Below are 12,996 nucleotides of genomic sequence, written 5' to 3' on the forward strand. Positions count from 1 at the left end.
CTCCTCGCGGCGACCACGCATTCCGGGTAGCGACGGCAGACGCCGTCGCTACCCGTTTTTGTGCAGGAATTCCGTCACGATGCGCATGAATTCCGCGTAGTCGCCGCGATGGACCTCGTGTCCGCTGCCGTCGAATTCGTGCATGGCGCCGTTTTCCGGGAGATGGCGCCGGATCGACTGCCAATTCGCGGCATCCAGCATTCCGCCGCGGACCGGGTTCCCGCGAAGGACCAGAGCCGGTATCTCCAATCGCGCGAGAACGGGCAGCAGGGCACCCGCGGCGGCGCCGTCGCCGACCGCGCTGAGATAGATTTCCAGATCGGTGGCGCAGATGTCCTCGACCAGGCTGCGGCGATCGATCAGATCCCAGTTCCGGCAGACCAGGTCCACCCATTTCTCCACGTAATCCCGGGGCTTGCGCATCAGCCGCAGGAAGTCCTGGATCACCGGCTGGTCCGGGGTGGACGCCATGTCCGGCGGCAGCTCCTCGAGGACGAGACCACTGATCGCCGGCGGCGGCCGATCGCGGACCGCGCCGGTCGCGAGGGCGAGCGCCGCGGCGGCCCCCCAGCAGTGCCCGATCACCACGGGAGCGCGCAGCCGCAGGGCTTCGATGAAGTCGTGCAGGTCTCCGGCGATCTCCGGCAGGCCGTACGATCCGGCCGGGGTCCGGACGCTGGCTCCGCTGCCCCGCAGATCCAGGGCGAACACCTCCGCGCCGCCGGCGTGCAGCGCCGGGCCGACCCGGGACCAGGTCCGCCAGGAACTGCCGTTGCCGTGCACCAGCAGAGCGGTCGGACCGCCGGCGCCCGAGGTCCACCGGCGGTAGTGGAACCGGCCGGCCGCAAGATCCACATAACGCGGAATGTCGGAGCTCATGGCAGGGCGTCGCCGTTCGCGTGGACCATCTCGGCGATGCTGCGAACGTCCTTGAGGTTCCCGGCGAACAGCTGCTCCGGCGGGATCCGCGTGCCGAGGTCGTCCTCGATGAAGTTCAGCAGCCGCGCCGTCTTGAACGAGTCGAGGATGCCCCAGGCCAGCAGCGGCGTCTCATCGGTCAGCTCCCCGCCCGGGTCACCGTCGAGGAATGCGCTGCGGATGAAGCCGAGCAGCTCGGACACCACCTGATCATCGATCAACTCGATCGGCCTCCGTTCCGGGCGAGTGCCGCTCGGTCCACTTTGCCATTCCGATTGCGCGGAAGCCCGGTGACCACGTGGATCCGGTCGGCGATCATGTACGGCGGGAGCCGCTCGGCGCTGTGCCGTTTGAGCGTCAGCAGCCCCGGCACGCGCCCGGCCACCGGGACCACGAACGCCTCCAGCCGCGCGTCCGTGCCCACCCCGGTCGCCACCACCGCGGCCTCCTCGACATCGGGGTGCGCGGCGAGGGCGGCCTCGACGTCGCCCAGTTCGATCCGGTAGCCGCGCACCTTCACCATCAGGTCCTTGCGGCCGACGTAGTCGAGCGCGCCCCCGGGCAACACCCGGACGATGTCGCCGGTGGGATACGGCCCCCGATGCGGTTCGCGGCCCCAGTAGCCGCGCATCACGGTGGGCCCGTCGACCCACAACTCCCCCTCCTCCCCCGCGCCGGCGCGCCCGCCGTCCGGCCGGGTGGCCCACACCGTGTCCCCGCTCGCCGCGACGCCGATCGGAGCCGGGCGGTCGCGATCCAGATCGGCGGCCCCGACCTGGTGGTAGGTGCACACGTTGGTCTCGGTGGGGCCGTAGAGGTTGAGCAGCCGGGCGCCGGTCCACGCGGCGAGACGGCGCACCTGGGCGATCGGGAACGGCTCGCCGGCGAAGAGCACCGCGCGCAGGGCGGTGGGCGCCGGCCGGTCCAGCAGGCCGCCCTCCCGGAGCATCAGGGTCAGCGCCGAGGGCACCGAGTACCACACGCTGATCCGCTCCTCGTGCAGCAGATCCACCAGGCGCCGGGGCGCGTACGCGAGCTCGGCGGGGATCAGGTGCACCAGCGCTCCCCCGGCGAACGCCGCGTAGACGTCCAGGACCGACAGGTCGAAGGTGAGCCCGGCGTGGTTGGCGAACCGGTCGGCCGGCGCCACCGCCAGCTCCGCCGCCGCCCAGTCGACGAACGCCCGTGCGTTGCGGTGGCTGATGCACACGCCCTTCGGCACGCCGGTGGACCCGGAGGTGTAGAGGATGAAGGCGGGCTCGTCGGCGCCGACCGGCTCGTTGACCGGCGCGGCCGGCTCCGGCGCCGACTCGGTGAGGTCGAACACGGGTTGGTCGAGGCCGGCCGGCCGGGGCCGGCGCGGCCCGCTTCCGCACAACAGCCGGGGTGCGCAGTCGCGCAGCACGGCGGCGGCCCGGGCGGCCGGGGTCGACGGGTCCAGCGGCACATAGACCGCGCCGAGCCGCAGCACGGCCTGCATGGCCACCACCACATCCGGCGACTTGTCCGCCCAGAGGGCTACCCGGTCGCCGCGGGCGACGCCGGCCGTCCGCATCCGCGCGGCCAGGGCGTTCGCCCGCCGGTCGAGGTCGGCATAGCGGATCACCCCGGCCGATCCGCTCACCGCCGGCCGATCCGGCCACCGCGCCGCCGCGTCGATGGCGAGCTGATGCAGGGTCATAGCCCGGCTCGGCCGGCGATGATCTCCCGCTGGATGTCGCTGGTGCCGGAGAAGATCGCGCTGGGTACGGAGTCGCGAAGCTGTGCCTCGATGCCGGTGTCCGCCAGATAGCCCGCCCCACCGAAGATGCCGACCGCGTCCAGGCTGTTGGCGACGGTCGCCTCCGACACCGCGAGCTTGGCCATCGCGGTCGCCGCGGGATCCGCCCGCCCCTGGTCGAGCAGCCAGCATGCGCGGTAGAGCAGCAGCCGGGCCGCCTCCAGGCGCTGGGTCATCGTGGCGATCCGGTGCGACACCGCCTGGAACGCGCCGATCGCCCGGCCGAACTGGCGGCGCTGCTTGGCGTGTGCCACGCAGCTGTCCAGTTGCCGGCGCATCTGGCCCAGATAGATGGCGAGCAGGCAGCTGCGCTCCCAGCTCATCGAATGCTGGAAGATGGCGCCGCCCTGCCCCTCCGCGCCGAGCCGGTGGCTGACCGGCACCCGGCAGTCGGTGAACTCCACCCGCCCGGCCGGGCAGGAGTGCAGACCCATCTTGGCGATCGGCTCCCCGACGGTGATGCCCGGCAGGGAGCGGGGCACGACCAGCGCGGTCTGGCCCAGGTAACCGGCATCCGGGTCGGACGTTCCATAGATGACGAAGAGATCAGCGGCCGGCGCGTTGCTGACGAATGACTTCACGCCATTCACGACATATTCGTCATTGACGCGTTCCACCATTGTTCCCAATTGTCCGATATCGGATCCCGCACCGTCTTCGGTCATCGCATTCGCCGCAATGATTTCACCTTTGATCATTCCTTCAAGTAACTCAGCGCGCACCGCTCCGGCGCCGAAATCGCGGACCGGCACGGCGCATGCCAGCAAATGGGCGCTGATGGCGAATCCGAGGCCGGTGTCGCCACCACTCTCCGTAAACGCTTCTAGGCATAAGGCGGTGTCCAGGGCGCCCAGATCGCCGCCGCCGAACTCGATCGGCAAACACAGGCCGAGCACGCCGAGGCGCGCCGCGGCAGTCCACTGCGAGCGGCTGAACGGGGATCGGGTTTCGCCGGCGAGAAGCGCCGACGACGGCTCGCGGACCCCCGCGATCATCTCGTCGTAACGCTTACGCTGCGCTTCTGTCAGATCAAATTCCATGAACGGCACCATCTCGTCCGAGGCGGAAGGGCACGGTCGAGGTCTTCGGCAATGTGAACACAGCGACTTCGACCTGTCGAGTGGATCAGCGCGGCGACTACTGTCCAAAGATCACTGTCCGCCGTGGACAGTCTGCGGAATACCGCAGATGATCACGGCATTCGATGTAACGCCGGGTTGACAAACCTGTCATAGCCAATGACCGTGAGAGGTGGCCCGGAAAACCTTGCGTCGCGGGGACGAATCGTAGCAACGGGGGACACATCAATGGAGCATTGCGTCGATAAAGAGCATGCCGCTCCGGGAAACTCGCTGGTCGTGCCGCCACACCGGACACCGTCGTCGTACGACCGGGTCCGGCTGCTGATTTCCGATTTATTACCCGCCGATTCGCCCCGCCTGCAGGGTGAGGACCCGGACCACGTGCGGTCGCTCGCGGAACTGAAGGACGAGCTGCCCCCCATTCTCGTCCACCGAGAGACAATGCGGGTCATCGATGGGATGCACCGCCTGAAGGCCGCGATCCTGCGCGGCGAGGAGACCGTCGACGCGATCCTGTACGACGGCGACGACGCCGAGGCCTTCGTGATGGCGGTCAAGGCGAACGTGCGGCACGGCCTGCCTCTCACGCTGTCGGATCGCAAGGCGGCGGCGGCCCGCATCCTGCACTCGAACCCGTACTGGTCCGACCGGGCCATCGCCGACGCGTCCGGGCTCTCGGCCAAGACGGTCGGCGCCGTCCGCGCGGACGCGGTGCACGCCCTGCCCGAGGTCCGTGACCGCCTCGGCCGCGACGGCCGGGTCCGCCCGCTGAGCACCTTCGACGGCCGGCGGTTCGCGAGCGAGCTGATCGCCCTCAACCCGGAGTCCTCCTCCCGCGAGATCGCCCGCAAGGCCGGCATCTCCCCGAGCACGGTCCGCGACGTACGGGATCGGCTCCGCCGAGGGGAAGATCCGGTGCCGGCGCGCCGCCGTGCCGGCACCCACGTCGAACGGCCCACGCCCGAGCGCAAGCTCCAGGAGCGGATCAAGAGCGAACAGCCGCACACCACCGAGTGCCGCGAGGAGATCCTGCAGAACCTCAGCCAGGACCCCGCCGTCCGGATGACCGAGCACGGCCGCGCCATGCTGCGGTGGCTGTACTCCCAGAGCCAGCAGGTGGACAAGGACTGGGACCTGCTGGCCACCCGGGTGCCGGACCACTGCATGTGCCTCGTCGCCGACGTGGCCTGCTCGATCGCCGAGTCCTGGCTCGAGCTCGCCAACGAGATGCGCCGCCGCGGACCCTTCTAGGCGGCCGGGGTGCGCGAGCCCGGCGCCGACCGCCTGTGGGGCGAGTCCTGGTATTTCGACTTCGCCGCGCTGGACGGCTCGATCGGCGGCTTCGTCCGGGTCGGTGACTACCCCAATCTCGGCCGGCGCTGGTGGTGGGCCTATGTGGTGTCCGCCGACGGGTCGGCCGGATGCGCCATCGATCGCCCGCTGACCGGCCGCGGAGATCCGCCCTGGCAGACCACCGACGAGTCCCTGCGGCTGCTGGTCGAGCCGGCCGCCGCCGGATGGCATCTCGCCGCCGCCGGAGACGGTTTCACGATGGATCTGGCCTGGACCGGGCGGGCGCCCGAGTACCGCTACCCGCGCGGCAGCCGCCTGGAGCAGCCCGGTTGGGCGGTCGGCGACATCCACCTCGGCAGCCGGCGGTTCCGGCTGGACGGGCCGGCTCAGCGGGACCATTCCTGGGGCGTCCGGGACTGGTGGCGCTTCGACTGGACCTGGTGCGCCGTCCGCCTCGCCGACGGCACCCGGGTGCAGGCCACCGCCCTGGACGCGCGGGGCCGGATCCTGCCGGACGGCTATCTGATGCGGCCCGGCCGGCCCACTGAGATCGTGCGCGCGGCCGCGGCCGGTGTGGACACCCTCCGGCTCAACGACACGCTGCTCGAGTTCGCCGACGTCGGGCACGTCACCCTCGACCTGCCCGCACCGGACGGCGGGCGGAGCCTGCTGCGCCGGGCGATGACCCGGGTGCGGGCCGGGGCGACCGGCGACGGCATCGGCTGGCGGGAGTGGAACCACCCCGACCGGACCGGTGCTTGACTGCGCATCTTCCTCACTCGCGCGACAAAGATTGCTTCGTTGCGCCGGCCCCGGGCTCTGTGGCCAGACTATGTGGACCTGTTGCCGCGACTGCCGTTGAGGGGATCTTGACGATGCCACGAGTGCTGACGATCGCCCGCCACGAGGCCCGGCTGATGAGGACCGACCCGTGGATCGTGGTGATCCTCATCGTCATTCCCGGCGTGCTCCTGTTGTTCTTCGCCAAGGGCCTGGTCGGCGGCCCGGACCGGGCGGTTCCGGGGATGGCCGCGCTGTTCGGCTTCTTCGGGATCTCCGCCATCGGCCTGGCCTTCTATCGCGACCACGGCTGGCGCACCTGGGACCGCCTGCGGTCCAGCGGCACCCGGCCGATCGACGTGGTCGTCGGCAAGCTGACCCCGCTGGCGGTGGCCTTCCTGGCGCAGTACCTGCTGCTCTTCCCGTTCAGCTGGCTGGTCTTCGGGCTGCGCTTCCACGGGAGCCTGCTCGGGGTCGCCCTGGTCGCGATCGCCCTGGTCGCCTTCGAGGTCGGCTTCGGACTGCTGCTCAGCGTGGTCTGCACCGGCATCCAGCAGCTCAACGCGCTGGTCAGCCTCGCGGCACTGCTGCTGGTCGGCACCGGAGGGGCACTGTCGCCACTGGACCGGCTGCCCGGCTGGGTGCAGGCGATCGCGCCCGCGTCGCCGGTCTACTGGTCCTTCAAGGGCTTCCACAGCGTCATCGCGGAGAACGGCGGCGTCGGCGACGTGCTGCGCCCGGTCGTCATCCTGCTCGCGATGGCGGCCGGCTGCTTCGTACTCTCCGCGGTCTTCTACGACCACGAGAAGCGCAAGTTGTACTTCGCTTCCTAGGCGCCGTCAGGACGCGAGGCCGTGGATGCGGCCTCGCGTTTCCATGAGCGGCTGGCCGGAACCACCCCAGCGGGTCTGGATGAGCTCGGCCGCGATCGCCACCGCCGTCTCCTCCGGAGTGCGGGCGTGCACGTCGAGACCGATCGGCGAGCGCAGGCGCGCGAGCTGCTCGTCGGTGACCCCGGCCTCGAGCAGCTTGGCCGTGCGGTCGTCGTGCGTGCGCCGGCTGCCCATGGCGCCGATGTAGCCGGCCTCCGTGCGCAACGCGACCTTGAGCAGCGGCACGTCGAACTTGGGGTCGTGGGTCAGCACACAGATCGCGGTCCGCGCGTCGACCTCCGCCTCCTCGAGGAAGTCGTGCGGCCAGCGGACCACCACCTCGTCCGCGTCCGGGAAGCGCTTGGCCGTGGCGAAGACGCCGCGCGCGTCGCACACCGTCACGTGGTAACCGAGGAACTTGCCGACCCGCGCGACGGCCGCGGCGAAGTCGATGGCGCCGAACACCAGCATCTTCGGCGGCGGCGCGAACGCCTGCACGAAGACCGAGACCTCCTCCATGCGCCGCTGCCCGTCGACCCCGTAGTGCCGTTCGCCGGTGACACCCTGCGCGAGCATCCCGCGGGCGTCGTCGTCGATCGCGTGGTCCAGGCCGTCCGATCCGAGCGAGCCGGAGGTGTGGTCGTTCCAGATCACCCGCCGCGCGCCGGCTTTCCGCGCGCCATTGATAATGGTCGCGACCGCGACCGGCTCGCGTTTGTGCACCGAATCGGCGATCGCGCGCAACTCCGGGAACGTCTGTTTGTTCACCTGTTCCACATAGACGTGCAGGATTCCCCCGCACGTCAGTCCGACGGCGAACGCGTCGTCGTCGCTGAAGCCGTATTTCTCGTAATACGGCTCGCCGGTCTCGATCGCCTGTTTGGCCACCTCGAAGACCGCGCCCTCGACGCATCCGCCGGACACACTGCCCACGACCTCGTCCTGCGTGGACACGGCCATCGCCGCACCGGGCTGCCGCGGGGCGCTCCGGAATGTGTTGACGACCGTCGCCAGCCCGAAAGTCATGCCGCTGTCATACCAGTCAAGAATTGGTTCGAGCACATCACGCATGGTTGTTTCCTCATTCGCCACGGAAACGCGTCCGGCCCAACTTTACCCTGGCTCGTAAATGCATCAAGCAATAAGAATGAGCACCATGTCCGTGCCCCTCTGCGAGTTTGCGATCCCGCCCACCGCGGATGTCGTGGTGGTCGGCGCCGGGGCGGCCGGCGCGGTGCTCGCCGCCCGTCTGTCCGAGTCTGATCCGGGCCGCGTCCTGCTGGTCGAGGCGGGACCGGACTACCGCACCGCCGACACCCCGCGCGCGGTACGCGGCCCGGACATCGGCCGAGCCCTGGCGATGCGCTCGCTGCGCTGGCCGACGCTGCAGGCCCGGTGCACCGAGAGCCAGCCGCTGCGCCCGTACGCGCTGGGCCGGGGCGCCGGTGGCAGCTCGGCGATCAACGGCCAGCTCGCGGTGCGGGGCACGAGAGCCGACTTCGACGTCTGGGCACGCGCCGGATGCGGCGGCTGGTCCTGGCCGGACGTGCTGCCCGCGTTCGTCGCGCTGGAGGACGATCTGGACTTCGGCGACCGCCCCGGCCATGGCTCCGGCGGCCCGGTGCCGATCTCCCGCCCGCCGGCGGACCGGCAGGGACCGCTCAGCGCGGCACTGCACGCGGCCGCCACCGGCCTCGGCCACCCCGACCATCCCGACCTGAACGCGGAGGGCAGCACCGGCGTCTCCCCCGCCGCGTGGCATCGCCGCGACGGCGTCCGGGTCTCCAGCAACGACAGCCATCTGGAACCGGCCCGCGACCGGCCCGGGCTGCGGGTCGCCGGCGAGCACACGGTGGCGCGGGTGCTCTTCGACGCGGGCCGGGTGTGCGGGGTCGAGCTGATCGCCGCGGACCACCGGGAGGTCGTGTCCACGCCCGCGGTCGTGCTCTGCGCCGGCGCGCTGCACTCCCCCGCCGTCCTGCTGCGCTCGGGAGTCGGCCCGCCCGGGCCGCTCGGCGCCCTGGGCATCGACGTCGTCGCCGCCCTCGCCGGCGTCGGCGCCGGGCTGAGCGACCATCCCGGCATCCTGCTGGACCTGCGGCTCACCGACGCCGCCGCGGCGCGATCGCGGCGGACCGAATCGGGCGGCTACTTGTTACGCACGCGATCCGGCGACCTGCAGTTCCTCCCGCTCGACCGGACTTTCGGCCCGGCGGCGGGCGGCCTGATGGTCTCGCTCATGCGGCCGGTCTCGACCGGCGGTGTGCGGCTGCGGAGCCCGGAGGCGACCGACGATCCGGTGATCGACCTGCGGCTGCTCGCGGATGCCGGGGACCTGGACCGGATGCGCGGCGCCGTCCGGCACGCCGCCGAGATGCTCGACCACCCCGCCCTGCGCGAGGTCGTCGCAACCCGCCCGGAGGTGCCGGACGGGGACCTCGGCCGGTGGCTGCGGGAGAACTGCCGCCCGCAGTACCACCCCTCGGGCACCTGCCGGATGGGTCCGCCGGGCGACCCCGGCAGCGTGGTGGACCCGGAAGGGCGGGTGCTCGGGGTGGAGGGGCTGTGGGTGGCGGATGCCTCGGTGATGCCGGCGCCGTGCGGGGTGCCGCCGTATCTCAGCACGGTGATGGTGGCCGAGCGGCTGGCCGCCGCTATCCGGCGGCGGCTTCAGCGAGCGCGGTGAGAATCCGCTCCGGGTCCACCGGCGTGCGGTCGACGCGGGCGCCGACCAGAGCCAGCGCGTCCGCGACCGCATTGAAGACGCACGGCAGGGCGCCGACCGCGCCGCCCTGGCCCATGCCCTTGTGGCCGCCGGGGGTCGGGGACGGCGTCTCGATGTGCCCGCACTCGACGTCGGGCGCGTCGGTCGCGATCGGGATCGGGTAGTCGGCGAAGCTCAGCGTCAGCGGACGGCCCTGCTGGTCGTAGCGCACCTCTTCGAACAGCGCACCGCCGATGCCCTGCAGCACGCCGCCCGCGATCTGGCCCTCGACCACCTTCGTGTTGATGATCCTGCCGCAGTCCTCGGCGACCACGTACCGCTCGATCCGGACCAGGCCGAGGTCCCGGTCCACCTCGACCAGGCAGCCGTGGCAGGCGTTCGACCAGGTCACCGGCGGGGCCTTGAAGCTGCCGACGGCCCGCAGCCCGCCGCTCGGCGCCGCCTCGGCCAGGTCGGCCCAGGACACGGTGGCGCCCGGGTTCAGGTGATCGCCGAGCACGCCCCGGCGCGGCTCGATCCGGTCGGCGGGCACTTTCAGCAGCTCGGCGGCGAGCTCCTTCGCGGCGATCATCAGCTCGGCGGCCGCGGCGCGGCAGGCGCTGCCGGTGATCACCGCGGTGCCACTGGCGCCGGTTCCCCGGCCGTACGGTGTGGCGTCGGTGTCGCCCTGCACCACCCGGACCGCTTCCACCTCGATGTCCAGCTCGCCCGCCACCACCTGGGCCATCGTCGTCTCGACGCCCTGGCCGCCGGAACCGGTCGCCAGGAAGGCGGTGACCGTGCCGTCCGGCTCCACCAGCAGCCGGGCGGTGTCGCTGTCGAGGGGCTGCATCGTGCCCATGCTGGACGGCTCCACGCACAGCGCGAGCCCGATGCCGAGCAGCCGGCCCTCGCCCTCGAACGCTCGCCGCTGACGCCGGCGCAGCTCCTCGTAGCCGAGCCGCCGCGCGACCTCCTCCAGCGTGTCCGCCGGGGTCACGTGGTCGAGCATCATCCGCGTCGGCAGCGAGTACGGCAGCTCGGCGGCCGAGATCACGTTGCGGCGGCGCAGTTCCAGCGGGTCGAGCCCGACCGCACGCGCGACCTCGTCGATCATCTCCTCGCGCGCGACCGTGGCGAACGCCCACGGCCCGCGGTAGGCCCCGCGCGGGCAGGTGTTCGTGCGCACCGAGCGGAAATGGAAGGCGTGCAGCGGAATCCGGTAGGGCCCGGTGAACATCATGCCGACGAACGGCCCGGCCAGGCCGATCACGCCGGTCGGGTAGGCGCCGGTGTCCTCCAGGTGCTCCAGGAAGCACCCGAGGAAGCGGCCGTCCTCGTCCAGCGCGAACGTCCCGGTGCCGATGTCGCCACGGGCGTAGGGGGACGCGGCCAGGTTCTCCCGCCGGTCCTCGATCCACTTGAGCGTGCGGCCGAGCAGGCGCGAGGCGAGCGCGACGGTCAGCTCCTCGCGGCCGGCCCAGAACTTCTGGCCGAAGCTGCCGCCCACGTCCCCGACGCTGACCCGCACCTGCTCGGCCGCCACGCCGGTCGCCCGGGACATCGCCAGCTTCGCCTCGTGCGGGTTCTGGGTCGAGATCCACGACCGCAGCGCGCCGGTGACCGGATCGTAGGAGGCCACCACCCCGCGCGGCTCGAGTGGCGCGTTGGCGTGCCGCTGCTGGTGGAAGGTGGCGCGTACGACGTGCGGTGAGTCCTCCAGCGCGCGCCGCAGGGCGGGCCGGACCGGCGACTTCACCTCCTGGCAGAGGTTCGATCCGGTTTCCGGGTATACCAGGCCGGCGGTGTCGTCCGTCGCGGTCTCCGGATCGAGCACCGGGTCGTCCGGCTCCAGCTCGACCTCGATCAGTTCCAGCGCGTCCTCGGCCACATAGCGGTCCTGCGCGAGGACCATCGCGAGGGGCTCCCCCGCGTAGTGCACCCGATCGGCGACCAGCGGCACCAGCGGTGAGCCGCCGGCCTCCAGCATCGGCGTCGGCAGCAGCGAGCCGGCGTGCGGGTTCAGATCCTCGGCGGTCAGCACCGCGGCCACGCCGTCGAGGGCCCGCGCCGCGGACACGTCGAGGCGGGTCAACCGTCCGGCGGCGATGTCGCTGCGCAGGAACGCGACGTGCAGCGCGTCGGTCTGGCACACGTCGTTGACGAACTCGCCGTGCCCGGCGAGCAGCCGCAGGTCCTCACGCCGCAGCGCGCTCTCCGCCGGCCGCGACGCCCCGTTCTGCGACGGCCCGCCGGCCGACGCGGCGCGGGCGACCGCCTTGACGACGTTCGTGTACCCGGTGCAGCGGCACAGGTTTCCGCACAGGCCGGCCCGGATCTCCGGCTCGCTCGGCACCGCGTGCTCCTGGAGGAGTTCGGCCCCCCGGACCAGGAGACCGGGCGTGCAGAATCCACATTGGATGCCGTGCTCGGCGCGCAGTCCGGTCATCAGCGGCGTGACCCCGCCCGACTCGGCCAGGCCCTCGGCGGTCCAGATCTCCGCCCCGTCCGCCTGCACCGCGAGCACCAGGCAGGACAGGACCGTGGACCCGTCCATCGAGACCGTGCACGCGCCGCAGGCGCCCTGCTCGCAGCCGAGGTGGGTGGCGGTCAACCGGCAGTCCTCGCGGAGGAAGTCGGCCAGCGTGGTCCGGGCCGTCGTGCCGGCCTGCACGCGGTGGCCGTTCAGGGTCATCTGCACGTCGATCCGTTCGGAGATCCGGTCAGACATGGGGCACCTGACCCCGGGCCCGGTGCACGGCCCGGACGATGGCGCCCCGGGCCAGCGCGATCCGGGTGGTCCCGCGGATCCCGCGCGCGTCCGGCGGATCGAGCCCGGCCAGCGCGGCGTCCGCGACCTCGTCGGCGGTCGCGTGCCGGGCCAGGGCCTCCTCCGCCCCGGCGGATCTCGACGGCGCCGGCGTGACACCGAACAGTGCCAGCCTGCTGACGTCCCCGCCGAGCAGCACCACGGCGCCGGCCAGCCCGAATCCGATCGACTGCGGAGCGACCTTCTCGATGGTGTACCCCCAAGGTTCGGACGGTGCCGGAAACTCCACCGCGGCAAGCAGTTCGGTGCCGGTGCGGGCGGTTTCCCGGGCACCGAGGAAGAAGTCGGCGGCCGGCACGTGCCGGACCACCCCGTCGCCACGCAGTTCGATGCGGGCCTCCAGCGCGAGCGCCACCGCCGGGAACTCGGCGGCGGGATCCGCCTGCGCCAGAGCGCCGCCCAGCGTGGCCCGGTTGCGGACCTGGACCGGACCGGCGAGCGCGGCCGCCATGCCCAGCAGCGGCGCGACGGCGCGCACGACCGGATCCTTCTCCAGCTGTCGCAGCCGGGTCAGCGCACCGATCTTCAGCCAGGACCCCTCCCGGGTCACGAAGGACAGATCCGTGGCGTGGTTCAGATCGATGAGATGCCGGGTCCGAACCGTTCGGTCGGCCAGCAGCGGCATCAGCGCCTGGCCGCCGGCGAGGAGCCGGGCCTCGTCGCCGTGCTCGGCCAGCAGGGCCACGGCTTCCTTGGCGCTCATCGGAGCCTGGTAAGCGAACTGGGCGGGTTTCACG

The 12,996-nt window shown here is 71.9% G+C and carries 11 protein-coding genes; 4 read left to right on the forward strand and 7 right to left on the reverse strand.

Features of this window, described 5'->3' with window-relative positions; genetic code table 11:
• Positions 1 to 48: 48 nt before the first annotated feature.
• Genes ACZ6TI_RS12310 through ACZ6TI_RS12325 form a run of 4 tightly spaced genes read right to left on the reverse strand, consistent with a single transcriptional unit; the run spans position 49 to position 3,738 of the window.
• Entirely contained in the window at positions 49 to 879 is an 831-nt protein-coding gene (locus ACZ6TI_RS12310; protein ID WP_465345087.1) for an alpha/beta fold hydrolase, read from the reverse strand.
• The gene (locus ACZ6TI_RS12315) at positions 876 to 1,139 is read right to left on the reverse strand and encodes an acyl carrier protein (protein ID WP_465345088.1); all 264 of its coding nucleotides are present in this window, start codon (positions 1,137 to 1,139) and stop codon (positions 876 to 878) included. Before ACZ6TI_RS12315 ends, ACZ6TI_RS12310 begins: the two co-directional genes overlap by 4 nt.
• Positions 1,136 to 2,599: an amino acid adenylation domain-containing protein gene (locus tag ACZ6TI_RS12320; RefSeq protein ID WP_465345089.1), complete on the reverse strand. Its 1,464-nt coding sequence runs from the start codon at positions 2,597 to 2,599 to the stop codon at positions 1,136 to 1,138. Before ACZ6TI_RS12320 ends, ACZ6TI_RS12315 begins: the two co-directional genes overlap by 4 nt.
• Positions 2,596 to 3,738 (reverse strand): acyl-CoA dehydrogenase family protein, encoded by a 1,143-nt coding sequence (locus tag ACZ6TI_RS12325; protein WP_465345090.1) that lies wholly within the window; start codon positions 3,736 to 3,738, stop codon positions 2,596 to 2,598. The genes ACZ6TI_RS12320 and ACZ6TI_RS12325 overlap by 4 nt, the downstream gene beginning before the upstream one ends.
• Positions 3,739 to 4,005: 267 nt before the next feature.
• On the opposite strand from ACZ6TI_RS12325, the gene ACZ6TI_RS12330 reads away from it, so the two are divergent.
• From ACZ6TI_RS12330 to ACZ6TI_RS12340, 3 genes are all read left to right on the forward strand, one after another.
• Complete coding sequence (locus ACZ6TI_RS12330) at positions 4,006 to 5,031, forward strand: ParB/RepB/Spo0J family partition protein (RefSeq protein WP_465345091.1); 1,026 nt, start codon at positions 4,006 to 4,008, stop codon at positions 5,029 to 5,031.
• A 9-nt stretch (positions 5,032 to 5,040) separates the two neighbouring features.
• On the forward strand, positions 5,041 to 5,835 hold the full coding sequence (locus tag ACZ6TI_RS12335; RefSeq protein WP_465345092.1) for a DUF7065 domain-containing protein: 795 nt from the start codon (positions 5,041 to 5,043) through the stop codon (positions 5,833 to 5,835).
• 113 nt (positions 5,836 to 5,948) lie between these two features.
• Positions 5,949 to 6,686: an ABC transporter permease gene (locus ACZ6TI_RS12340; protein WP_465345093.1), complete on the forward strand. Its 738-nt coding sequence runs from the start codon at positions 5,949 to 5,951 to the stop codon at positions 6,684 to 6,686.
• A gap of 6 nt (positions 6,687 to 6,692) precedes the next feature.
• Here ACZ6TI_RS12340 and ACZ6TI_RS12345 read toward each other — a convergent pair whose 3' ends face one another.
• The gene (locus ACZ6TI_RS12345; protein WP_465345094.1) at positions 6,693 to 7,796 is read right to left on the reverse strand and encodes an XdhC family protein; all 1,104 of its coding nucleotides are present in this window, start codon (positions 7,794 to 7,796) and stop codon (positions 6,693 to 6,695) included.
• Between the two features lie 85 nt (positions 7,797 to 7,881).
• Between ACZ6TI_RS12345 and ACZ6TI_RS12350 the strand changes: the two genes are divergently transcribed.
• Positions 7,882 to 9,411: a GMC family oxidoreductase gene (locus ACZ6TI_RS12350; RefSeq protein ID WP_465345095.1), complete on the forward strand. Its 1,530-nt coding sequence runs from the start codon at positions 7,882 to 7,884 to the stop codon at positions 9,409 to 9,411.
• On the opposite strand, the gene ACZ6TI_RS12355 is transcribed toward ACZ6TI_RS12350, so the two are convergent.
• Together ACZ6TI_RS12355 and ACZ6TI_RS12360 are read right to left on the reverse strand one after the other, a co-directional pair.
• The gene (locus ACZ6TI_RS12355; RefSeq protein WP_465345096.1) at positions 9,380 to 12,160 is read right to left on the reverse strand and encodes a molybdopterin-dependent oxidoreductase; all 2,781 of its coding nucleotides are present in this window, start codon (positions 12,158 to 12,160) and stop codon (positions 9,380 to 9,382) included. The two genes, ACZ6TI_RS12350 and ACZ6TI_RS12355, sit on opposite strands and share 32 nt — an antisense overlap.
• Complete coding sequence (locus tag ACZ6TI_RS12360; RefSeq protein ID WP_465345097.1) at positions 12,153 to 12,995, reverse strand: FAD binding domain-containing protein; 843 nt, start codon at positions 12,993 to 12,995, stop codon at positions 12,153 to 12,155. Before ACZ6TI_RS12360 ends, ACZ6TI_RS12355 begins: the two co-directional genes overlap by 8 nt.
• Position 12,996: the final 1 nt, after the last annotated feature.

The sequence above is a fragment of the Actinoplanes sp. NPDC051388 genome (genome assembly GCF_055586225.1).

Bases quoted from the DNA above. Each gene is read 5' to 3' on its own strand.
- ACZ6TI_RS12310 (WP_465345087.1), bottom strand. From the start codon at position 879: ATGAGCTCCGACATTCCGCGTTATGTGGATCTTGCGGCCGGCCGGTTC.
- ACZ6TI_RS12350 (WP_465345095.1), top strand. From the start codon at position 7,882: ATGTCCGTGCCCCTCTGCGAGTTTGCGATCCCGCCCACCGCGGATGTC.
- ACZ6TI_RS12320 (WP_465345089.1), bottom strand. From the start codon at position 2,599: ATGACCCTGCATCAGCTCGCCATCGACGCGGCGGCGCGGTGGCCGGAT.
- ACZ6TI_RS12355 (WP_465345096.1), bottom strand. From the start codon at position 12,160: ATGTCTGACCGGATCTCCGAACGGATCGACGTGCAGATGACCCTGAAC.
- ACZ6TI_RS12330 (WP_465345091.1), top strand. From the start codon at position 4,006: ATGGAGCATTGCGTCGATAAAGAGCATGCCGCTCCGGGAAACTCGCTG.
- ACZ6TI_RS12345 (WP_465345094.1), bottom strand. From the start codon at position 7,796: ATGCGTGATGTGCTCGAACCAATTCTTGACTGGTATGACAGCGGCATG.
- ACZ6TI_RS12325 (WP_465345090.1), bottom strand. From the start codon at position 3,738: ATGGAATTTGATCTGACAGAAGCGCAGCGTAAGCGTTACGACGAGATG.
- ACZ6TI_RS12340 (WP_465345093.1), top strand. From the start codon at position 5,949: ATGCCACGAGTGCTGACGATCGCCCGCCACGAGGCCCGGCTGATGAGG.